Origin of the sequence: Bacillus infantis (assembly GCF_008180445.1) — a bacterium.
Classification (GTDB): Bacteria; Bacillota; Bacilli; order Bacillales; family Cytobacillaceae; genus Bacillus_AB; species Bacillus_AB infantis_B.
Genome location: NZ_VTER01000003.1, coordinates 613,673 through 635,066, shown reverse-complemented (window position 1 = coordinate 635,066; position 21,394 = coordinate 613,673). Strand labels below are relative to the sequence as shown.

Here is a 21,394-nt window from a genome sequence, read left to right as displayed (position 1 = left end):
AATCTTGTTTCACAATTTGTTTCACGTTGGGAGAAGCAGATTTTAACTAAATAAATAGGAGGGGAGCAGCTCCCCTCCTGTTAATTTCCCTTTATTATATCCAGCAGTTCCTGCCCAAACTCCCCGGCTTTCTTTGGCCCTATGCCTTCTATGCTTAAAAGGTCACTCATAGTACCAGGTCTCTTAATTAAAATTGCCTCTAGTGTATTGTTAGTAAAGATATAATACGGTTTTACATTGAGCTTTTTTGAATGGCTCGTTCTAAATGCGGTTAAAGCAGAGCGGATTTCTTTTTCATTTGGTGGGTTATTCCGGATATGTTTGGTGTGCTGCTTCTTCGGAAAGCGTGATTCTGGCGATTGTCCGCTAATGATCGCCAATAGATCCTTTCCGTAGTCCTCCGCTTTTTTCTGGCTAACCCCTTCAATCTCTAACAATTGCTCAATGGTCATAGGCTTTTTCTCCAAGAGCTCATCCAGCATTTTATTAGTGAAAATATGGTAAGGCTTTATATTCAATTCTCTTGAACGGTTAAGACGATATTCAGTTAGAGATTTTTTTAAGATGCTATCCTTATCATTTTGATTTACAGCTGGGACAGAGGCAGCGTTTGATATTTCCTTTTGAGTCTCTAGAGATGTTTGCAGCAAATAATCTTCTTTGTTGAATTGCTTTTCTTTACTGTATTTCAGAATAGTATCCGCGATCCCATAGACGAGTTGATCTGTCATGAATACAGGCGATTTTTTCTCCAGCTCATTTTGAATGGAAGTTTTGATTTGGTCATGGCGGATGACCTTTGATTGTATATTTGCCGGCGCATTCTTAGCGATATCCAAAATAGTTTTGGGATTTGCAAAAGTAACAGCATAGGTAACGGGACAATTTTTTATGGCGCCGTCATCTTTCAGGAGTTTTTCCAGGATTCCCATATGCCGCTCGACTTGGTTGATCGGGCTGTACATCCCTTCTTTGTTAATGATCCTGTTGTTCTTCGTAATTACTCTTTGGAATTCCCCTTTATCAGTAATATGTATATTGCCAAACATCTTCTTCACTTCTAAAACCATTATGAACTTATGTGTAATAACAATGAAATCCAATTGAGCAGCATAATCACCATACTCCAGATATACATCATGCAGGATGACCAGCGGCAGCATAGAGTGCTGGAGTTCAAACAGGACGTTTTTTTCTCCTGTTTGGCCGATGGTGAATAACTTTAAGTGGTTTTCCACTTTTTTCAGGTCGATGTTTGGATCTTTGCTTTCTGCCAGCTCGGTCAGATGTGAGATAGTGGCTGATTTTTCATTGAAATGCTTATAAATTTCAGGTTCTTTTATATCCCGCTTGTCTGTTAAGACATTAAAGACGTTTTTAAGAAAAGACATTACTTACCCTACTTTCTAGGTGACAGTGGTCAAGCCCCTTAAAAATGGACACTAATAAAAATCGGTTATTTCTATAATGAAGAGCAGAGAAATTAGCTAATTTCCTAAAAAAGTGTATAGAAAATAAAGCTACAACATCCTATTTTTTAAACAGCTTGGTCAAATAATGATAAATATTCTATAGGGGATTGATAGCTCAATTTCTTTTGTATGCGCTTTTCGTTGAAGTATTTTATGTACTTGAGTAAATAGCTTTCTATTGTTTCTAAAGAGATTAAAGGGAAGAAGCAGGGCATTTCGACTTTGAGTGTGGAGAAAAAGCTCTCTATTACGGCGTTATCCCAACAATTTGCTTTCCTGGACATACTAGGGGTAAAACCATATTCCCTGCTCCACTGGTTATAGGCGAACGAACGGTATACGTTGCCCTGATCACTATGAATCGTTACTCCCTTCAACGAAGGGAGCTTGCGGTTCTTTTTTGCTTCCAATAGTGTTTGTTTAATAAGCTCTGCATTCGGGCTTGAACTTACCTGAAGTGCTACTATTTCACGGTTAAATAGATCCATAACGGCTGATATATAAAGTTTACGGCTGTCTACCAAAACCTCCGTCACGTCAGTGACCCATTTAGTGTTGGGCAATATGGCATGAAAGTCTCTTTGCAACTTATTTTCGTATATATATCCAGCGGATTGAGCCTTTTGACTATAGGTTGTTTTCGGCTGGCGAACAACAGCTTGGAGGTTAATCTCCCGCATCAAACGAGCCACTTTTTTGTGGTTCACTCGAGTGCCGCTCTTACTCAGGTATTTGGCGATTCTTTTGGCACCGTAGGTACCATTGTGCAGGGTATATGCTCTTTTGATTTTTGTAATAAGCCTTTTATCGTCAGATGAAAGAGCAGGTTTTGGCCGTTTTAAATAGGCATAATACCCGCTTTTCGACACATTGAGAATTTGGCATNGAGCAGGTTTTGGCCGTTTTAAATAGGCATAATACCCGCTTTTCGACACATTGAGAATTTGGCATAAGAGGGTCACGGGATACTCCTCCCTCAAAGCAGAAATACCCTCGTATTTCTTGTTTATACGTTCTTTTTGAGAGAGGCCTGGAACTTTTTTAGAATCTCAATCTCCAAATCTTTTGCTTTTAACGTGGACTTTAAATGATCAATTTCTTTTTGTAATTCTGCAGTTTGACTAGATTGATTTTTGGTCGATTTATTGAAGCAGGCAGCGCCGTGAAGTTTATACTTTTTAGCCCAATTTAAGATGGTATCCGGGTCAACATTTAGCTCATGCCCCAATTGAGATGAACTTTTCACTCCATTTAGGTATTCTTGGGATGCCCTAATTTTTATATCGGGATCAAGGTGTCTTTTACGAGTAGGCTTGTTCATTTTAATTCCCCCTTATATGTTAGTATATCACCGAATTATGATGGTCTATTTGTCCATTATAAGGGGGTCGAGCACAGGCACCACCCGAATAATCTTGTTTCACAATTTGTTCCACGAAGAGGTGAAGTATAAGAGACTTCACCCAATAATGATATTGCCGATACAAACTCTCAATTTAAATGTTCTTACTTGATTTTATACCAATATGGTAAAAATTGTACATAGAATTAGCGTTTCATTCATTAGGGAGAAGGCTCAAACCACGCTTCTAGACTTCGACCTTTTATGTTTTTCTAGGATGCAAACAGGCTATAAATATATTAATCAAACGTTTGATTAATAAGGCTTTATTCCTTCTGCCATGCGGTCTTCTGTTCAGTAAATGACCGGCACACTATGAACTTTTAACAGGAATCTATTTTTGCCTAGAGAAGTGTTCTGGCAGCGGGATCACGAAGAGGAGGCTGATGATGAAAACTCTAAGGGTAATAGCAATTATACTTCTGGCCTTGTTCCTGACTGCCTGCAGCGAGCCGGAAACCAAAGATGATGGTGAATTTATGTTCGGTAATCTGTATGCTGATTCAATGGAATCTGGTGAAAGCTACTATATGGTTCTGCCAATTGAATGGACAGGGGATGAGCCGGCAATCATTGCTTCTATTGAATTAGTTAAAGAAGATGGTGCGCCTGTAACTGTTGATGAAGATGGGATTGCCTATGAATTTTACGGTGCCGATCCTTTGAAAGAAATGGGGTTATATTCGGCAGACCGCAATATCGGGAAAATCAAAGATATTACTGGATTTAAAGTCCAGGGAGAGAGCAGGGTTGTTGCAAAAATTCTGCTTGGTGAGGTGAAGGAGGATGAAAGCAGGGCGGCGAAGGTTATTTACACGATTGATGGTGAGGAGTATGAGGAAGTAGTGAAGTGGGATACTTTTGAGGAGCTTAGTACATAGAAAGGTGACAGGCACCTCCCGAAAATTCTTGTTTCACACAGTTGTTTCACTAAGGGGCTGCGGGCTGCTGTCCCTTTTTCTTACGCTGAGATGAAGGTTTACTAGTTGGAGTGAAGAACGGGGAAAAATGAAGAAGATGTATTTACCCTTATTCAATATATAGGGCTAATGGGAAACCGTGGTCCTTTTTCCCCCGCTTGTGAACATCCCCATTTCAAGTTACAATCGAACAGGAATCTACTACCATTTACATAGGAGGCTTTACATCATGAAGGAACCTTTATTTTTAGAGCCTGTTTTTCAGGAGCGCATATGGGGCGGGACGGCATTGAGGGATGTTTTTGATTACTCCATTCCTTCTGACCATACAGGAGAATGCTGGGCAATTTCCGGCCATCCGAACGGACAGAGCACAGTGAAGGATGGGGAGTTTGCCGGTAAGACCATTGGAGAGCTTTGGGAGAGCAGCCGGGAGCTGTTCGGGAGCTATTCTTCTCCGGTGTTCCCGCTGCTGACAAAGATTCTTGATGCCAACGCTGATCTGTCTGTTCAGGTCCATCCGGATGATTCTTACGCGAAAGAGCATGAAAATGGCGAATTGGGCAAGACGGAATGCTGGTATATCATTGATTGTGATAAGGATGCGGAGCTGATTTTCGGCCATACGGCCCAGACGAAGGAAGAGTTTGTTGAGCGTGTGGAAAAGGGTGAGTGGAATGAGCTTTTGCGCCGCGTGTCTGTAAAGCCGGGCGACTTTTTCTATGTACCGAGCGGAACGATCCATGCGCTTTGCAAAGGCACGCTGATTCTTGAGACACAGCAAAGCTCTGACACAACCTACCGTGTGTACGACTATGACCGGAAGGATGCTGAAGGAAATACACGTGAGCTGCATATTGATAAGTCAATTGCGGTCACTGCTATCCCGCATCAGTCCACACGTGTTGAGCCGTCTGTGAAAAAGCAGGGAGGTGCCGAGGTCACGAAGTTCGTTGAAGCAGAGTACTTCACGGTCTACAAATGGAACCTCAATGGCAAGGCGAGCTTTGCACAGGACAAACCATTCCTTTTGGGCAGTGTGCTGAACGGCAGCGGCGTCCTGAAGGCAGATGGAAAAGAATATGCTTTTACCAGAGGAGACCATTTCATTCTCCCTTCCGATTTCGGAGAATACGAAGTCGAAGGCCAGGCCGAACTTATTGTGTCCCATGTATGAGCCAGAGGGACAGGTCCCTTGGCGCAAACTACGCCCAGCCCCTAAGCCCCTATCCTAATAGGGGCTTTTTTTTCGCCAGGAAGAGCCAGGGGGACAGGTCCCATGGCCCAAATCGTGTCTAACACCCAGCCCAATCTTATAGAGTTTTTTTTTCGCTCAAAAACTAAGACATCCCCCACAACCATAAAGCCTTGATTCCCCGGCCCAGTAGGGCTACACTTTTAATTATTCAATAGATGGCAGGTGGCAGCATGACAAATAGACAAAAGGAGCTTCTGAGGATATTGCTTCTTCATGAGGAAGGTGCTCTGCAGATAAAGGATTTGTCCGGGCAGCTTGGCTGTGTGGAGAAGACGGTCAGGAATGATTTGGACCGGATCGAGGATTACCTCGGTCAATATGAAGGAACAAGCCTTATCCGCAAGCCGGGGGTTGGCATCTCGATTGAGATTGATGAGGCCGCACGTTCGGAAATACTGCAGAGCCTTTTCTCGGAAGACTCAAAAACAATGGAAGAGCGATTGTTTGAGATGGCTTTTCAGCTGTTGACCAGCGGGAAAGCCATCACTTTAAAGTTTTGGGCAGAACGGTATTTTGTCCCCAACGCTTCAATCAAAAAGGATTTAGAGATCATTGCCCAGTGGCTCGAGCGGTTTGATCTGTTGCTTGTTTCCAGGCAGCGGCTTGGACATCTTATTGAAGGAACGGAGCTCAATAAGCGGAATGCCCTGGCTCATCTGTCCGGGCTGATTCCTTCAGGCGGTATAGGCAGGAATCCAGTTTTGGACCTTTTCCAGCCGTATGAAATTGACATGGTCCGCAAAGCGCTTAAAGAGATACAGACACATGAGTCCATCAGGTTTACGGATGAGGCACTCGACAGCCTTGTCGTCCATGCGCTTATTATGATCAAAAGAACCAGGCAGAGGGCACCGGTTTTCGTTGAGCCGGCCGAAATGGAAAAAATAGCTTCGCGAAAAGAATATGAATATGCTGCTGCTTTTTTTACCAGGCTTGCGGATTCTTTCCAGTTAGCCTTCCCGGAAGCAGAAATTGTGTATTATACCTGGCATTTTATCAGCGCCAAACGTTCAGAAGAGGCTGAATCTGTGCTGATCCAGGATGAGAAGGCAGAGCATGTTGTTCAGCTGCTCATCGAAAGAATGGAAAAGCTGACACTGTTTCCGTTTGGAAATGACCATATCCTTGCTAACGGCCTTGCTGTTCATATGCACTCGGTCATCAGCCGTATCCATTACGGTTTTCCAATCACCAACCCGCTTCTCGCAAATATTAAAAGAATGTATCCTTATATGTTCAGCATGGTCATCCTGGCGCTCGACGATATCAAGGAACGATTCCATATTAGCATCCCTGAGGATGAAGCAGCCTATATCGTCCTTCATTTTCAGGCTTCGATTGAAAGGCTTGAAGGAAAAAGAAATATTGAAAAGAAGCGGGCCATCATTGTCTGCCATATGGGCATCGGTATGTCGCACCTGCTTGAAGCAAAGATTGAGCAGCAGTATGCTGCCATTGAGATTGCCGCTTGCATCGGCAAGGCTGAAGTGGCAGAAGCGCTGGAAGCACATAAGCCTGATTTTATCATTTCAACCGTCCCCCTTGAAAAAGCAGGAACTGGCTATATCCAGATTTCTCCCCTATTTGGGCAGGAGGATAAGGAGAGGCTGAGCCAATTTGTGGACAATCTTCATACCGGCAAGACCGGAAGCCGGGAAGAGTCTTTTGCTGATCTTATGGAAGAGGATCTGATTTTTCTCCATGTAAAAAAAGAGCATCGGTATGAGGTTGTTGAAATGCTGGCAATGGCCCTCTATCAAAAAGGCTATGCTGCAAAAGAGTTCATTCACAGCACGGTGAACCGTGAAAGGAACTCGGCCACTGCCATTGGCGGGGGTATCAGCATCCCGCATGGAGATCCATCCATGATCAGCAGGACGGCGATTGCAGCGGCAATACTGGATAAGCCGCTCGAGTGGGGCTCCGAAAAGGTTTCACTCGTATTTCTGCTTGCCGTTGCAAAAGAAAATCAGCGTGACATCCGGAGGATCATCGGGAAGATCGCTTCATTGAGCGAGTCGCCTGCTGCTGTCCATGAACTGGTGTCAGCCGGAAATGCGGCAGAATTTTTAAAAATGCTTAAACAACAATAAAAAGCAGCGGAGCGAAAGCCCGCTGCTTTTTTTAATAATTCCTTTTTACCGGAGTCTCCGGTAAAAATCCGAAAAATATAGACAGGAGGGAGGGTTTATTATAATGGTAAGCGATTACAACAGATTTTTTTAACCAGGAGGTTTTAGATATGGCGAAGATATTGGCTGTCACAGCTTGCCCGGTCGGCATTGCCCATACGTATATGGCTGCCGAGAACCTGCAAAAGGCAGGCGATGTGCTCGGCGTTGAAATGAAAGTAGAGACGCAAGGTTCTATCGGTGTAGAAAACGCTTTAACTGAACAGGATATTGCCGAAGCAGACGGCATCATCATTGCAGCAGACAAGGAGGTTCCTAAAGACCGTTTTGCTGGAAAAAGAGTGATTGTCACCGGCGTTCAGGATGGTATCCGCAAGCCGGAGGAGCTGATCAAAAGGATTCAGAATGGAGACGCCCCAATTTATAAGCCGGAACTGGCCAAAAATGAAGGCGCTGCCAAGAAACAGAAGGAAAACCCTATTTATAAGCATCTGATGAGCGGTGTTTCTTATATGGTGCCATTCATCGTTGTCGGAGGGCTTCTGATTGCCCTTGCGCTCACACTTGGCGGGGAACAGACACCTGGAGGAATCGTCATTCCGGAGGATTCCATCTGGAAGCAGGTTGAAAGCCTTGGTGCAACAGCCTTTATGTTCATGGTTCCTATTCTTGCCGGGTTCATTGCTGTCAGCATTGCCGACCGTCCGGGGCTGGTGCCGGGTATGATCGGCGGTTATATTGCTGCGAACGGAAGCTTTTATGGAAGTGAAGCAGGAGCAGGATTCATCGGCGGAATCATTGCCGGGTTCCTGGCAGGATATGTGGCTCTGGCTATTAAGAAGCTCAAGGTGCCTAAAGCCGTACAGCCTGTTATGCCCATCATTTTTATCCCGATTCTCTCGTCTGTCATTGTTGGTTTATTGTTCATCTATGTTATCGGTGCTCCAGTTGCACAAGTATTCGAAAGCTTGACCGATCTCCTCAGCAGCATGCAGGGAGGAAGCTCGATTGTATTGGCGCTTATCCTTGGCGCTATGATTGCGGTCGACATGGGCGGTCCCTTCAACAAAGTGGCCTTCCTGTTCGGCTCTGCCATGATTGCGGAAGGAAACTATGAAATCATGGGCCCGATTGCGGTGGCCATCTGTATCCCGCCAATCGGCCTTGGCCTGGCAACTTTTATTAACAAGCGGAAATTTACGCAAACTGAAAGGGAAGCAGGAAAAGCTTCCTTTACGATGGGTCTTTTTGGAATCACAGAGGGTGCGATTCCATTTGCAGCGCAGGATCCGCTGCGAGTTATTCCCAGCATTGTCACTGGTTCCATGGTTGGGTCGGTTATCGCCATGATCTCCCAGGTTGGAGACCGCGTAGCGCACGGCGGACCGATTGTAGCTGTCCTTGGAGCCGTCGACAATGTCCTGATGTTCTTTGTTGCTGCTATTGCTGGTGCTGTCGTGACTGCCCTGATGGTTACTGCACTGAAGAAGAATGTTGAAGGTGCCCCTGTCCCAGCTCTTGCCGGCGCAGAAGGCAGCGCAGTTCCTGAAGAATCTGTACAAGCTGCAGAAGAAAAGCAGGAAAATGCAGAAATCCGGAAACTGACTGACATTACTAGCGTTGAACTGATTGACATCAGCCTAGAAGGTGAAGCGCGTGATGATGTCATTGATGAACTGATTGAACGCTTCGATGCAGCAGGTGTACTAAGCTCGAAAGAAGCGTACAAGCAAGCAATCCTTAACCGTGAGGCACAGAGTTCTACTGGATTGGGGATGAATATTGCCATTCCGCACGGAAAATCAAATGCAGTCAAACGCCCCGCTGTTGCTTTTGGCATCAAGAGAAATGGTGTGGACTGGTCCAGCCTTGACGGGACAGATGCCAAGCTGATCTTCATGATTGCCGTGCCCGAACAGGCAGCCGGCGATGCCCATCTGAAAATCCTGCAGATGCTGTCGCGCAAACTGATGGATGATGAATTCCGCGAACAGCTGCTAAAAGCTGAGTCTAAAGAGCAGGCGTATCAGCTGCTTGAGGAAATTCAATAAGAGATTAGACCGTCCGGTTCAAGGACGGTCTTTTTTAAATATTTATACTTTTGAATTAAATGTCTAGACAAATAAATATTGTTTTAATAAAATTATGTAAATTAGTTAGAAAGCTGACTGTAAAAAATAGAGAGTCTGACATCATAAAAAGATCACTTCAGGGATTTCCATTTGAGTTAATAACCATAGGGCAGAGTGACGGAAAAAGCAAAACATCCTTTGCTGGGCCGGGGCTTCTGCCCTTGTATCTTTTACAAACACAAAAGGAGAGAATCATATGTCTAATCATAGCGAGAATGAAATTCAATATTCATTTCCGGAAGGATTCTGGTGGGGCTCTTCTGCTTCCGCGACCCAGACGGAGGGTGCGGCTGATGTTGATGGCAAAGGGAAAAACATCTGGGACCACTGGTATGAAATAGAGCCAAACCGGTTCTTTAATGGTGTAGGGCCAGAGAAAACTTCCCAATTCTATTATAAATATAAAGAAGATATCAGGCTGATGAAGGAAATCGGCCACAATTCTTTCCGCCTGTCGATCTCATGGTCAAGACTGATTCCAGAAGGAAAAGGCGAAGTGAACGAGAAGGCTGTTGAATTTTACAATCATGTCATCAATGAATTGATTGATAATGATATAGAGCCTTTTGTGAATCTGTTCCACTTTGATATGCCGATGGAGCTGCAGAAGATCGGCGGCTGGGCAAATCGTGAAGTGGTCGATGCTTATGAGGAATATGCAAAAATCTGCTTCGGGCTGTTCGGGGACCGTGTGAAAAAATGGTTTACCCACAATGAACCGATTGTTCCTGTTGAAGGCGGCTATCTCTATGATTTTCATTATCCTAACGAGGTTAATTTCGGGAAAGCCGTCCAAGTGGCATACCATACCATTTTATCAAGCGCGAAGGCAATAAAAGCTTATAAAAAAAGAAACCAGGATGGGAAAATCGGGATCATCCTGAACCTGACACCATCATATCCGCGTAGCCAGAATCCGGCTGATTTGAAAGCATCTGTTCTCGCTGATGCATTCTTTAACCGCTCTTTCCTTGATCCTTCCGTTAAGGGTGAATTTCCAGAGGAGCTCGTTCAGTTGCTGAGGGAAGAAGGATTCCTTCCAACTGTGGAAGAAGGCGATCTGGAACTTATCAAGAATAATACTGTTGATATCCTGGGCGTGAACTACTATCAGCCGCGCCGCGTAAAAGCAAAAGAAAATCTGCCAAATCCGGAAGCGCCATTTATGCCAGAACGTTTCTTTGATAATTATGTCATGCCAGGCCGCAAAATGAACCCTCACCGCGGCTGGGAAATCTACGAAAAAGGTGTCTATGATATCCTTATCAACCTGAAGGAAAACTATGGAAACATTGAATGCTTCATTTCCGAAAACGGGATGGGCGTTGAAGGAGAAGAAAAATTCCGGAACGAAAATGGCATCATCCAGGATGATTACAGGATAGATTTTATTAAAGGGCATCTAGAATGGGTGCATAAAGCGATTCAGGAAGGATCCAATGTAAGGGGCTATCATCTATGGACGTTCATGGATAACTGGTCATGGTCCAATGCCTATAAAAACCGCTACGGTTTTGTGTCCGTTAATCTAGATAAAGATGGGGAGCGGACAATTAAGCAGAGCGGCAAGTGGTTTAAGGCTGTGTCTGAAAAAAACGGTTTCTGATTTTGCATAAAAAGATGGTCGCTATGACCATCTTTTTTAGATAACTTACCAGAATCCATTTATAATGAAAGTGAGAATCTATTTAACAGGGTGGATCCGTTATGACCAAGTACGAAACAATATCATCTGAAATCAGGCAGAGGATCATTAATGTCTCTTATTCGCCAGATGAACCGATTCCAGACGAAATTACACTCGCAAAGGAATTCGGCTGCAGCCGTATGACGATGAAGCGGGCGCTGGATATCCTGGTGCTTGAAGGGCTGCTGTACCGGAAAAGGGGACATGGAACATTCATTGTAAAATCGGCCATTCAGAATAGCCGGGTCAATGTGGTGAGCAATGAATCAATCGGCCTGACGGGACTTTTGCAAGGAAAAGAAGTGACGAGCAAGGTCATCAAATTCGAAGTCCAATTTCCTGATGATGAAGTAGCTGCCCATCTGGCCATTGACAAGAAAACCCCGGTTTATCATATCATCCGCTTGCGGCTTGTTGCGGATGAACCATATGTTTTGGAAAAAACTTATATGCCAGCTGCACTGATCAGGGGAATTGATGATGATGTCCTCCAGGGCTCCATCTATGAACATATTAGAATAAAATTGGGGCTGACGATTGCCGGTTCGCATCGAAAAATCAGGGCAAGCAAGTCAGGTAAACTGGATCATCTACACCTGGTATGCAAGGATGATGATCCCATCCTCGAGGTTGAACAGGTCGCCTTCCTGGACAATGGGGTTCCTTTCGAATACTCATTTGCAAGGCACCGCTATGATAAATTCGAAGTCACATCAGCCAACTTTAAAAGGTAATGGGGGAATGAATATGCTAGGAGCGATTGAAGCCGGCGGTACGAAATTTGTCTGTGCAGTCGGAGATAAAACCGGGAGGATTGCTGATTCTATCCAAATACCGACAACTGTACCCGAAGAAACCATGGCAGCCGCCATTTCATTTTTTAGGCAATATGATATTGAAGCCATTGGCATCGGATCCTTTGGCCCGATAGATATAAACCATGATAGCCCGACGTACGGCTATATCACATCCACACCGAAAACGGCATGGACAAACTACCCGTTCGTCGAAACCATTTCACAAGCGTTCAGTGTTCCGGTTGGCTTCAACACAGATGTTAACGCTGCTGCTTTGGGCGAAGCGAGGCAGGGTGCCGCTAAAGGGCTGGACAGCTGCCTTTATATCACAGTGGGGACAGGCATCGGGGCAGGTGCCGTGGTAAACGGGCAATTGCTTCAGGGCCATTCCCATCCGGAAATGGGGCATATCCTTCTCCGCCGGCATCCAGAAGACTCTTACCAGGGGAAATGTCCTTATCATGGCGACTGCCTCGAAGGCCTTGCAGCCGGACCGGCCATCGAAGAACGCTGGGGAGCCAAAGGAAAAGATCTGGCAGACCGGAAAGAGGTCTGGGACCTTGAAGGATACTATCTTGCCCAGGCGCTCATGCAATACATCCTTGTCCTCTCACCAAAGAAAATCATCCTGGGCGGCGGCGTCATGAAGCAGCCGCAAGTATTTGACTCCATCTACAAATACCTGTCAGAGCTGATGAAAGACTATGTTGCACTGCCGGAATTGGAGGAATATATCGTAAAGCCGGGGCTTGGGGACCGGGCTGGAATAACGGGGGCTTTGTTGCTTGCAGCTGAAAGGTGACAGGCACCTCCCGAAAAATCTTGTTTCACAAACTGTTTCACGAATTGTGGATGTTAGAAGGAAGAACCTGCCTTGCATAATGAGCAAGGCAGGTTTTTTTAGTTGAAGTTGTGACAGGTACCACCCGAAAAATCTTGTTTCACAGATAAATGTTTCACTGAAAATGGGCCAAGGGGTCTGACCCCCTGGCTTATAAATAATTGTTTTCCATCTTGGTGGGTTATGGTAATATTAGTGTAATATTACACATTTAATGTATTTTAGAGAGTGAAGCAATGAGTAAACTCAAGTCCATCGCAGTGTCATTGATTACAGCAGGTATAGGTTTTGCTTTCAGCTTGAACATTCAAACGATGGCATATTGGGGAGAAGATGGGTCACTAACGATGGGGTGGTATTGGGCTGGTGCCATCATATCCTATTTGTTCACCTTTGTCTCCATGATGTTAATACGCTTCAGTTTTAAAGAGTTTCCATCTAATGTAATTTACATAGTGTTGCTGATAGTAAATGTACTGCTTCTGATTGCTACATTATTGTGTACTACATTTATTATCATTGCCTGGCAGTCAGGGTTTTAAGGTGCTTAGTCATATTTAAATTCAATCATTTTAAGGAGAAACAGCATGAAGAGAATGTTTGTCTTACTTTCGTATTTATTTTTACTTCTTTGTATTTTGTATCCTTCAATCATATTTATGGCAATGAATGGAGTTTTTGGTTCATTGGGGGAATTTACAGTCTATTTGTGGTTTGTTTTTCCTCTGCTTGGTGTACTGTTTGCGTTCTTTGGGGGAAAGAGCTGGGTAAGAGTAGCTGGAATTGTTCTTAATGGATCAGCTTTGTGCTTAGTTTTGCTAATAACGTTTATCCGCATAGTATAAGGGTAACCATCCTGCTATTCGAATACTAATAAAACAGGTGACAAAATGAAGAGTATAAACGGTTTAATAAAAAGTCCCTGGTTTCTGGGAAGTATCGTATGCCTATTCCTTCTCTGGATTCTGTTCAGCATCCCAATCGAAACACGCAAATATGGCCTTACCCAAAGTGCCCTTGCAACAGATTACACAGGCCTTCTGCCAGAACGGATTGAGCGGGTGGTCGAAGCAGATGACCGCCATGAACTGCAGCGGATTGTAAAAGAAGCCAATAAAAACGGCCGGCATATTTCGATTGCCGGACTGCAGCATTCACAGGGAGGCCATACCTATTACAGGGATGGTGTGGTTATGGATATGCGGTCATTTAATAAAATCCTTGAAATCAATAAAGAAGCTAAGACTGTTAAGGTGGAGAGCGGTGCTTCATGGGAGGATGTCCAGGAAGCGGTGAAGGATGATGGATTAGCCTTGAAGGTTACGCAGTCACAATCGATTTTTACGATTGGAGGGTCTTTGTCGGTGAACGCCCATGGCAGGGATATCCGCTTTGGTCCGATGGCAGGGACTGTAAGGGAAATGACTGTGCTGACACCGGATGGTGATATTAAGACAGTAACGAAGGATGACTCGGAGGAATGGATGAAGTATATGTTTGGCGGATACGGATTATTTGGGGTGATCCTTGATGTCACGCTGGAACTGACTGAGGATGAGGTATACACCATCCATACAGAAGAGCTGAAAACGGATGAATATGAATCCTATTTTACCAATCTGCTTAACCATGATAACACAGCTATGCATTATGCAAGGGTAAGCGTCGCCCCGGGTACCTTCCTCGATGAAATGTATGTGGTGGACTATAACCACACAGGAAGGCAGGACAGAGCTGTTCCCCTTAAGGAGGAGAAAGGAGCACGGCTGGGCAAGCTTGCCATGGATATCGGCCGCCAAGGCGGGATGTGGGAGGACCTGTTCTGGAGCAATCAAAAGCTTATGGCAAGGTCTCTGAATGGAAAAAACATCACCAGGAATAATGTGATGCGCGGCAACTCTGCGTTCATGGAATTTACAAAGCCGGGGCGGGTAGAGGTTCTGCAGGAATTTTTCGTGCCTGTCAATCAATACGGGGAGTATATGGAGGATTTGAAAAATCTGCTGCCAGCATCGGATCAGGGTGAAGATTTTAAAATCCATAATATTACGGTCCGGTATGCAGCAAAAGACGATATAACAAGCTTGAATTATGCCAAGGAAGATATGCTGGGCCTGGTCGTTTTGATTCAGCACGGTCTCAGCGAAGAACAGATAGCAGATGCAGAAGCAATCATCCAAAAGTGGACCAGTCTTACACTTGAACACGGCGGAACCTATTATCTTCCATACTGTCATTATCAAACAAAGGAGCAATTCAGAGATGCGTACCCAGAGTGGGAGCAGTTCCGCGCGGAAAAGCTGAAGCGCGACCCGAATGAAGTTTTTCAGAATCTATTCTATGATTATTACCTGAAAGAAGGAGCAGCACATGAAAATCAAGAGTGAACAGGCCATCCCCCTGTTGGTGTCGGTCGGGCAGGTTGTTGTTTTCCCTTATTATATTGTATGGCTAAAGCAGGCTGCCCTGTTATTTACCCTGTTTGGCTGGCTGTTCGCCATATTCTCCTTCTCCGCTGCCTTCGGCTACCGGCTTTATCAGACCAAAGGCAATAAATACCGCTCCCATCACCCGTTCATCTACATAGGGATGGGGGCTGTCTATATCCTTGCAGGCACCATCAGCAAGCCTGCGGATTCTTTGCCATACATAGCACTCCTGCTTCAGACCATACTTGGATTCCTTCAAGGCTATCACCATGCCTGGCATATTGAGCAGAAAACCTTCCGGCTGCATGCTATTCATCACTATCTGATTGTCGGCATCAGCATGATTGGGATTTCTTTTGTGAAAATATTATCGCCTGGGATTGTGATTTCTGGGTTTGGAGGCGTGCTGATGCTTTGTGCATTGTGGGGTGCAGGGAGAGGTCTGGTATCCCGGTTGGATAAAGGGTCTATGAGGTGAAGAACGATGGGATTGCTGGTGGCTGGCAAAATAGAGCACGGGCGGCAGCGGGAGGGTTCTATACTCTTCAATATAATAAAAAATGAAAACGTCCAGCCAAGATGGCCGGACGTATGACTGTATTCCTAATTCTATGACTTTTCCGATACAGCGAGACCCAGCTCCCGGAATATCTCTTCATTATGCTCCCCGAGCCTTGGGGCCGGCCTTGTTATCCTCCCAGGGGTTTCGGAAAATTTGGCAGGAAATCCGAGGGTTTTTGTTGTTCCGGCAGCCGGATGATCATAAGTAAGAACCATCTGTCTTTCAAGGATATGGGGATCATTAAGAGCTTGATCATACGAATGGATGGGACCGCATGGGATTTTGTGCTTTTCGAGCAGCTGAAGCCAATATTCAGATGTCTCTTCAGCTAAAATACTTTCAATGTCCTGCTCCAGCTGTGAGACATGTTCATTCCGCAGGGTGTTGGTCAGATAGCGCGGATCCTCCAGCCACCCCGGCTGTCCTGCAACCTGGAGACAGAATGTTTCCCATAGTTTCTGGTTGGCGGCTCCGATTAAAATGAAGCCATCCTTTGTTTTAAATCCCTGGTAAGGTGCTGATACACGATGAGCTGTGCCGTTGCGGCGGGGAACTTCGCCTTTCCCAAAGTAGGCGGCTGCTTCCCAGACCGTCCAGGCCAGTCCAGCATCAACGAGGGACACATCAATATATTGTCCTTCGCCGCTTTTCAGCCTGTGGATATAAGCAGCCAGTATGGATTGGATTGCGGTTTGCGCAGCTGCAATATCATGGATGGCAATTCCTGATTTAACCGGCTTTCCATCTCTTTCTCCTGTCATGTCCATCATGCCGGATAATCCCTGGGCCATGATATCGAACCCGCCTTTTTGGCTGTAAGGGCCAGTCTGTCCATAGCCGGAGATAGAGCAATAAATCAATGCCGGATTTTTTTGTTTCAAGGTATCATAGTCGATGCCTAGTTTCTTGGCCACGCCAGGGCGGTAATTTTCCACAAACACATCGGAATCCTCAATCAGCCGGTAAAAGACGGCAAGTCCTTCCTCCGTTTTGAGATTAAGGAGCATGCCCCGTTTATTGCGGTTGACCATCATATACATATAGCTTTCTTCATTAATATAAGGTCCCATTTTCCGGGTGTCGTCTCCAGCCGGAAACTTTTCGATCTTTATCACATCTGCGCCCATGTCGCCGAGAACCATCGTACAGTAAGGGCCCGCCAGCACTTGGGATACATCAACTACTTTTAAGCCGTCTAATGCCTGTTTCATGAAATACTCCTTTATTCCTGCTGATTTCTGATCACTGTTACTTTTTGGAGGTCTATTGCCCGGGAAGCGCCAGAAAGGGAGATGGACACCTTTGTCTCTTCAATAAAATTCGCAAGTGTTCTTTCGACTCCTGCCTGGCCGCCGGCCGCAAGTGCGTAGACTATTGGTCTCCCGATCAGGACTGCATCTGCTCCAAGTGCCATCGCTTTGACTGCATCAATGCCGCGGCGGATCCCGGAATCAAATAATACCGGTATGCGCCCGCCGGCTTCCTTTACGATATGAGGGAGGGCATCGATAGCCGCGATGACCCCATCCAGCTGCCTTCCTCCATGATTGGATACGATGATTCCGTCAACACCGTGTTCATAGGCAAGCCTTGCATCATCTTTATGAAGAAGGCCCTTGAGGAGAATTGGCAGGCTGGTTCTCTTTTTCAGTTCGGCCACATGCTTCCAATTCAAGCAGGGATGGTGGATATTATTCAGAATCCCTTGAATCACTGCTTCATCTTCACCCGCTGGAAGAGTATCCATGAAGACGGGGTCGCTCTCATAATTGGCCTTGCCGAAACCAAGTTTTAAGGGGGAAAATTTATTGCGGATATCTTCTTCGCGCCACCCCAGCATAACTGTGTCAACAGTTAAAACTATTGCCTGGTATCCGGCTTTTTCAGCCCTGGCTGCCATGCTATAGGAAATCTCTTCATTATTGGACCAATATAGCTGAAACCATTTGGGGCTGTGCGGGACAGCTGCAGCTACCTCCTCGATCGGGAAGCTTGATACAGTACTTTGGATAAAGGGAATGCCAAAGGACGCTCCCGCCTTTGCCACTGCAAGGTCGGCCTCTTCATGGGCAAGCTTGAGCATGCCGACAGGCGCAATCAAAAGCGGGTGGGGATAGGTATGGCCGAATAATTCGATGCTTGTATCCGTTTGTGACACATCATTCAGCATCCGCGGGACAATCGAAAAGTTGGAAAAAGCCTCGGTATTCCTTCGTAAGGTTTCCTCTCCGCCAGCACCCGACCGGACATAGCCAAACCCCCCGGCAGACATTTTTTTCGCGGCTGCTTCTTCCAGCTCTGTGAATGAGAGCGGAAAAAAGTCAGGTGAGCTGATATTCTGGAGAAGCAGGTCTTTACTTTCGGCTGTACTCATCTAAGGAAGCCTCCTTTGGGGAGAAATCAGGTTTTCTTTTTTCGAGGAATGCCTGAATGCCTTCCTGGTAATCCTCTGAACTGAAGGAATCCAGGATCAGGCGGGCAATTGTTTCGTCTTCTTCAACAGCTCCGTCTGCAATCGCATGTATGACCTTCTTGATGCCGTTTACAGAGACAGCAGAACGTCCGGCTATTTGTCCTGCAAGCTCCAGTGCACTTTCTAGTGCAGAGGCTCCATCTGCCCAATCATTGATAAGCCCGATTTCCTTTGCCTCGGCAGCGTTCACCAGTTTCCCGGTATAAAGCAGCTCCTTTGCTCTCGAGATGCCGACAGCATCCGCCAGCCTTTTTGTGCTGGCAAGGTTATAGACAATTCCGAGCTTGGCTGCAGTGATGCCAAGCCTGCTGTCTTTAGACGCAAACCGGAAATCACAGGCCAGTGCTAACTCAAGTCCGCCGCCGATGGCGAGGCCGCGGATGACGGCGATGGTCGGCTTTGAAAATCTGTACAGCCTCTCGACTGCTTCAAGGGCAGTGTCATTATAGAGTTTCGCTTTTTCTGCAGATAAACGATTTTCAAGGAACTCGCTGATATCAGCACCAGCTGCAAAGCAGGTATCATCCACTCCGCGGACAATCAGCACTCTTGCTGCCTCATCCTGCTCCAGATCATCCAGCAGGGAAGAGAGCTGCTTAAACATTTGAAGGGTGAAGGCGTTCTTTTTTTCCGGTCGGTTAATGACCAGGGAAGCTATTGGGCCCGCTTTTTCTATATATAAATCATTCATAACAGATTCCGCCTTTAATCTCTTTTTAATCGGGCAGCCAGACGGTTGCCGATGCTTTGGATGCTTTGAACAAGGATTATTAGAATAAGGACAGTGGCATACATGACATCAACTTCATAACGGAGGTGGCCGAAACGGTAGGCCAGATCACCAAGGCCGCCAGCGCCGACAAGGCCTGCCATCGCTGTGGCCCCGATGAGTCCGACAGTCGCAATGGTCAGTCCGAGAATCATGCTGGGTCTGGCTTCCCGAAGCATAACATTCCAGATGATCTGCCGGTTTTTGATGCCCATGGCTTTATAAGCTTCAAGTACTCCGCTGTCCACCTCAAGAAGCGAGGTTTCCATTAATCTTGCAATATAAGGAGCTGTATAAATCACAAGCGGCACAATTACACCCTGCACCCCGATTGTTGTTCCCACAATCAGCTTTGTAAACGGGAGTATGAAGAATAGCAGGATGATGAAGGGTACTGAGCGGATAATATTGATGATTAGATTCAGCCCATGATACACCCATTTGTTTTCAAAAGATTGCCCCTGCCGTGTTAAAACGAGCAAAATGCCCAGCGGGATTCCGATCAATACGGAAAAAAGGAGTGATACGCTGACCATTTGAAAGGTCTCTATAATGGCTTTTCCAATAATCGGTGTCCACTGTTCCCAGAATGTATTCCATCTCTCCAATGGTTATCCCTCCAATTCCTCGATTGCGACTCCCTCTTCTTGTAAAAAGGCAAGTGCTGCGTTGATATCTTCCTGTTTCCCAATCATGTGGACGGCAATATTCCCGACAATGCCATTCTTCAGCTCGATGATATTTGCTGTCAGGATATTCGGCTTGATGTTGAACCTGTGAGTCACTTCGGCAAGGAGCGGCTGTCCCGTCGACTCGCCTGCAAATGTCAGGCGCAGGACAGAGCCGGAAACCTTTAATTGTTTGATGAGAGAAGGAGCCAGCTTGCGCTGGGAAATCGTATTTAAGAACTTCTTCGTTGTTTCCTTCTCCGGCTTGGTGAACAAAGAGATGGCAGAACCATGCTCGATGATGCTGCCGCTTTCCATCACATATACATAATCGCAGATTTTCTGAATGACGTTCATTTCATGTGTGATCAAAAGGATCGTGATTCCGAGCTCCCTGTTGATGTTAAGGAGGAGATCAAGGATGGAATCGGTCGTTTCCGGGTCCAGGGCACTGGTCGCTTCATCACTGAGCAGGATTTCGGGCTCCTGTGCCAAAGCCCTGGCAATGGCCACCCGCTGCTTCTGGCCTCCCGAAAGCTGTCCAGGGTAGGCATTCGTTTTGTCTTCAAGACCTACAATTTTCAAGTATTTTTCAACACGGGTATGCATCTCCGCCTTTCCTACTCCAGTCAGCTTCAGAGGAATGGCGATATTGTCATAGACAGTCGCCGTTTTTAAAAGATTGAAGCCTTGAAAGATCATCCCGATTTTTTTCCTTTTGTCACTTAGATGCTGTTTGCCTGCAGCTGTCAGCTCTTCCCCGTTAATGAGCACCTTTCCCTCGGTAGGTGCTTCTAGCAGGTTGACACAGCGGATCAGGGTACTTTTCCCTGCTCCGCTGTAGCCGATCACACCATGGATTTCCCCCTTTTTCACATGAAGGGAGGCATTTTTGACAGCAGCCACTGTGCCTTTTTTTGTTTCAAATACCTTAGATATATTTTCCAGAATAATCATCTGATCCACTTCCTTTTCCGGCCGAATCGCAGTTACTCTTCCCAGCTTGGAAGGACCGAGCCGCCGAACTCTTCTTCGATGAATTTCTTCACTTCTTCAGACTGATAGGCTTTTCTCAGCTTTTCGAGGACAGGGTCGTTTTCATTCTCAGCCCTGACAACCAGATAGTTTACATATGGAGAATTGGATGATTCCAGAAGGATGGAATCTTCTTTCGGGCTCAAGCCTGCCTCAAGGGCAAAATTTGTATTGATGGCAGCCGCATCAAGTTCGCTGAGCTGCTTCGGAATCTGTGCGGCATCCAGCTCTACGAATTCAATTTCCTTCGGATTTTCCTCCAGATCATAGATGGAGGCTGTTTCTTTTTTATCTTCTTTAATTTTGATCAAGCCAGCTTCCTCAAAGATGTACAAGGCTCTTGCCCCGTTTGTCGGATCATTGGGAAGTCCGACTTTGGCGCCCTTTGGAAGGTCTTCAATGCTTGAGAACTTATCAGAATAGACGCCCATTGGATTTAGGATTGTTTTTCCGACTGTCACTAAATCAGTGCCATGGTCTTCATTGAATGCATCGAGGAAGGGTTTATGCTGGTAGCTGTTCACATCCAGCTCTCCTTCATCCAATGCAGTATTTGGCAGAACATAATCGGTGAATACCTTCAGCTCAAGTTCAAGTCCATCCTTTGCTGCCACTTCTTTTGCTTTTTCAACAATTTGCTCATGCGGGCCAGCCGTCACGCCGATGACCAGCTTTTTGCTGTTCAATCCTTTTTCTTCTCCCCCTGAAGTGCCTTCGCTGCCGCAGGCTGATAAAATTCCGAGCAGTAAAACAAATGATAAGATTAATCCAAACTTTTTCATGTTTCTTCCCCCTATATATTTTTTAAAATGTCCTC

General features: G+C 45.8%; 18 protein-coding genes. 9 read left to right on the top strand and 9 right to left on the bottom strand.

Features of this window, described 5'->3' with window-relative positions:
* Positions 1–80 precede the first annotated feature (80 nt).
* The 3 genes from FZD51_RS07660 to FZD51_RS07650 form a co-directional block, all read right to left on the bottom strand.
* Positions 81–1,391 carry an HRDC domain-containing protein gene (locus tag FZD51_RS07660; protein WP_148974207.1) on the bottom strand — a complete coding sequence of 437 codons (1,311 nt, stop codon included), beginning with the start codon at positions 1,389–1,391 and terminating at the stop codon, positions 81–83.
* Positions 1,392–1,537: 146 nt separating this feature from the next.
* Complete coding sequence (locus FZD51_RS07655) at positions 1,538–2,407, bottom strand: IS3 family transposase (protein ID WP_478209716.1); 870 nt, start codon at positions 2,405–2,407, stop codon at positions 1,538–1,540.
* A 71-nt stretch (positions 2,408–2,478) separates the two neighbouring features.
* Complete coding sequence (locus FZD51_RS07650) at positions 2,479–2,793, bottom strand: helix-turn-helix domain-containing protein (RefSeq protein ID WP_148974205.1); 315 nt, start codon at positions 2,791–2,793, stop codon at positions 2,479–2,481.
* 467 nt (positions 2,794–3,260) lie between these two features.
* Between FZD51_RS07650 and FZD51_RS07645 the strand changes: the two genes are divergently transcribed.
* The 9 genes from FZD51_RS07645 to FZD51_RS07605 all read left to right on the top strand — a co-directional run bounded on the left by FZD51_RS07645 (position 3,261) and on the right by FZD51_RS07605 (position 15,548).
* A complete protein-coding gene (locus tag FZD51_RS07645) occupies positions 3,261–3,755 on the top strand; it encodes a hypothetical protein (RefSeq protein WP_262380784.1) in 495 nt (164 codons plus the stop codon).
* A gap of 268 nt (positions 3,756–4,023) precedes the next feature.
* Complete coding sequence (manA, locus tag FZD51_RS07640; protein ID WP_148974204.1) at positions 4,024–4,971, top strand: mannose-6-phosphate isomerase, class I; 948 nt, start codon at positions 4,024–4,026, stop codon at positions 4,969–4,971.
* Positions 4,972–5,222: 251 nt separating this feature from the next.
* Positions 5,223–7,145, top strand: coding sequence for a BglG family transcription antiterminator (locus tag FZD51_RS07635; RefSeq protein ID WP_262380783.1), 1,923 nt, complete (start codon positions 5,223–5,225; stop codon positions 7,143–7,145).
* A 149-nt stretch (positions 7,146–7,294) separates the two neighbouring features.
* A complete protein-coding gene (locus FZD51_RS07630) occupies positions 7,295–9,235 on the top strand; it encodes a PTS fructose transporter subunit IIABC (RefSeq protein ID WP_148974202.1) in 1,941 nt (646 codons plus the stop codon).
* Between the two features lie 277 nt (positions 9,236–9,512).
* Positions 9,513–10,922 carry a glycoside hydrolase family 1 protein gene (locus FZD51_RS07625; RefSeq protein ID WP_148974201.1) on the top strand — a complete coding sequence of 470 codons (1,410 nt, stop codon included), beginning with the start codon at positions 9,513–9,515 and terminating at the stop codon, positions 10,920–10,922.
* Positions 10,923–11,023: 101 nt separating this feature from the next.
* Complete coding sequence (locus FZD51_RS07620) at positions 11,024–11,737, top strand: GntR family transcriptional regulator (protein WP_148974200.1); 714 nt, start codon at positions 11,024–11,026, stop codon at positions 11,735–11,737.
* Between the two features lie 13 nt (positions 11,738–11,750).
* Positions 11,751–12,602, top strand: a complete 852-nt coding sequence (locus tag FZD51_RS07615) for an ROK family protein (protein WP_148974199.1) — start codon at positions 11,751–11,753, stop codon at positions 12,600–12,602.
* 929 nt (positions 12,603–13,531) lie between these two features.
* Positions 13,532–15,028: an FAD-binding oxidoreductase gene (locus FZD51_RS07610; RefSeq protein ID WP_148974198.1), complete on the top strand. Its 1,497-nt coding sequence runs from the start codon at positions 13,532–13,534 to the stop codon at positions 15,026–15,028.
* Positions 15,012–15,548: a hypothetical protein gene (locus FZD51_RS07605; protein ID WP_148974197.1), complete on the top strand. Its 537-nt coding sequence runs from the start codon at positions 15,012–15,014 to the stop codon at positions 15,546–15,548. Before FZD51_RS07610 ends, FZD51_RS07605 begins: the two co-directional genes overlap by 17 nt.
* 131 nt (positions 15,549–15,679) lie before the next feature.
* On the opposite strand, the gene FZD51_RS07600 is transcribed toward FZD51_RS07605, so the two are convergent.
* The 6 genes from FZD51_RS07600 to FZD51_RS07575 are packed head-to-tail and all read right to left on the bottom strand — an operon-like array spanning position 15,680 to position 21,359.
* Positions 15,680–16,843 carry a CaiB/BaiF CoA transferase family protein gene (locus FZD51_RS07600; protein WP_148974196.1) on the bottom strand — a complete coding sequence of 388 codons (1,164 nt, stop codon included), beginning with the start codon at positions 16,841–16,843 and terminating at the stop codon, positions 15,680–15,682.
* 11 nt (positions 16,844–16,854) lie between these two features.
* Positions 16,855–18,006: an alpha-hydroxy-acid oxidizing protein gene (locus FZD51_RS07595; RefSeq protein ID WP_148974195.1), complete on the bottom strand. Its 1,152-nt coding sequence runs from the start codon at positions 18,004–18,006 to the stop codon at positions 16,855–16,857.
* Positions 17,987–18,796 carry an enoyl-CoA hydratase/isomerase family protein gene (locus tag FZD51_RS07590; protein WP_148974194.1) on the bottom strand — a complete coding sequence of 270 codons (810 nt, stop codon included), beginning with the start codon at positions 18,794–18,796 and terminating at the stop codon, positions 17,987–17,989. Before FZD51_RS07590 ends, FZD51_RS07595 begins: the two co-directional genes overlap by 20 nt.
* Positions 18,797–18,810: 14 nt before the next feature.
* Positions 18,811–19,482: a methionine ABC transporter permease gene (locus FZD51_RS07585; protein WP_262380782.1), complete on the bottom strand. Its 672-nt coding sequence runs from the start codon at positions 19,480–19,482 to the stop codon at positions 18,811–18,813.
* A 3-nt stretch (positions 19,483–19,485) separates the two neighbouring features.
* Positions 19,486–20,499, bottom strand: a complete 1,014-nt coding sequence (locus FZD51_RS07580; protein ID WP_148974193.1) for a methionine ABC transporter ATP-binding protein — start codon at positions 20,497–20,499, stop codon at positions 19,486–19,488.
* A gap of 32 nt (positions 20,500–20,531) precedes the next feature.
* Positions 20,532–21,359 (bottom strand): MetQ/NlpA family ABC transporter substrate-binding protein, encoded by an 828-nt coding sequence (locus tag FZD51_RS07575; protein WP_148974192.1) that lies wholly within the window; start codon positions 21,357–21,359, stop codon positions 20,532–20,534.
* Between the last annotated feature and the right edge of the window lie 35 nt (positions 21,360–21,394).

Excerpts from the sequence above, each read along its gene's own strand:
- FZD51_RS07580 (WP_148974193.1), bottom strand. The coding sequence starts at position 20,499 with ATGATTATTCTGGAAAATATATCTAAGGTATTTGAAACAAAAAAAGGC.
- FZD51_RS07610 (WP_148974198.1), top strand. The coding sequence starts at position 13,532 with ATGAAGAGTATAAACGGTTTAATAAAAAGTCCCTGGTTTCTGGGAAGT.
- FZD51_RS07630 (WP_148974202.1), top strand. The coding sequence starts at position 7,295 with ATGGCGAAGATATTGGCTGTCACAGCTTGCCCGGTCGGCATTGCCCAT.
- FZD51_RS07600 (WP_148974196.1), bottom strand. The coding sequence starts at position 16,843 with ATGAAACAGGCATTAGACGGCTTAAAAGTAGTTGATGTATCCCAAGTG.
- FZD51_RS07625 (WP_148974201.1), top strand. The coding sequence starts at position 9,513 with ATGTCTAATCATAGCGAGAATGAAATTCAATATTCATTTCCGGAAGGA.
- FZD51_RS07590 (WP_148974194.1), bottom strand. The coding sequence starts at position 18,796 with ATGAATGATTTATATATAGAAAAAGCGGGCCCAATAGCTTCCCTGGTC.
- FZD51_RS07615 (WP_148974199.1), top strand. The coding sequence starts at position 11,751 with ATGCTAGGAGCGATTGAAGCCGGCGGTACGAAATTTGTCTGTGCAGTC.
- FZD51_RS07635 (WP_262380783.1), top strand. The coding sequence starts at position 5,223 with ATGACAAATAGACAAAAGGAGCTTCTGAGGATATTGCTTCTTCATGAG.
- manA (WP_148974204.1), top strand. The coding sequence starts at position 4,024 with ATGAAGGAACCTTTATTTTTAGAGCCTGTTTTTCAGGAGCGCATATGG.
- FZD51_RS07620 (WP_148974200.1), top strand. The coding sequence starts at position 11,024 with ATGACCAAGTACGAAACAATATCATCTGAAATCAGGCAGAGGATCATT.
- FZD51_RS07575 (WP_148974192.1), bottom strand. The coding sequence starts at position 21,359 with ATGAAAAAGTTTGGATTAATCTTATCATTTGTTTTACTGCTCGGAATT.
- FZD51_RS07645 (WP_262380784.1), top strand. The coding sequence starts at position 3,261 with ATGATGAAAACTCTAAGGGTAATAGCAATTATACTTCTGGCCTTGTTC.
- FZD51_RS07595 (WP_148974195.1), bottom strand. The coding sequence starts at position 18,006 with ATGAGTACAGCCGAAAGTAAAGACCTGCTTCTCCAGAATATCAGCTCA.
- FZD51_RS07660 (WP_148974207.1), bottom strand. The coding sequence starts at position 1,391 with ATGTCTTTTCTTAAAAACGTCTTTAATGTCTTAACAGACAAGCGGGAT.
- FZD51_RS07650 (WP_148974205.1), bottom strand. The coding sequence starts at position 2,793 with ATGAACAAGCCTACTCGTAAAAGACACCTTGATCCCGATATAAAAATT.
- FZD51_RS07605 (WP_148974197.1), top strand. The coding sequence starts at position 15,012 with ATGAAAATCAAGAGTGAACAGGCCATCCCCCTGTTGGTGTCGGTCGGG.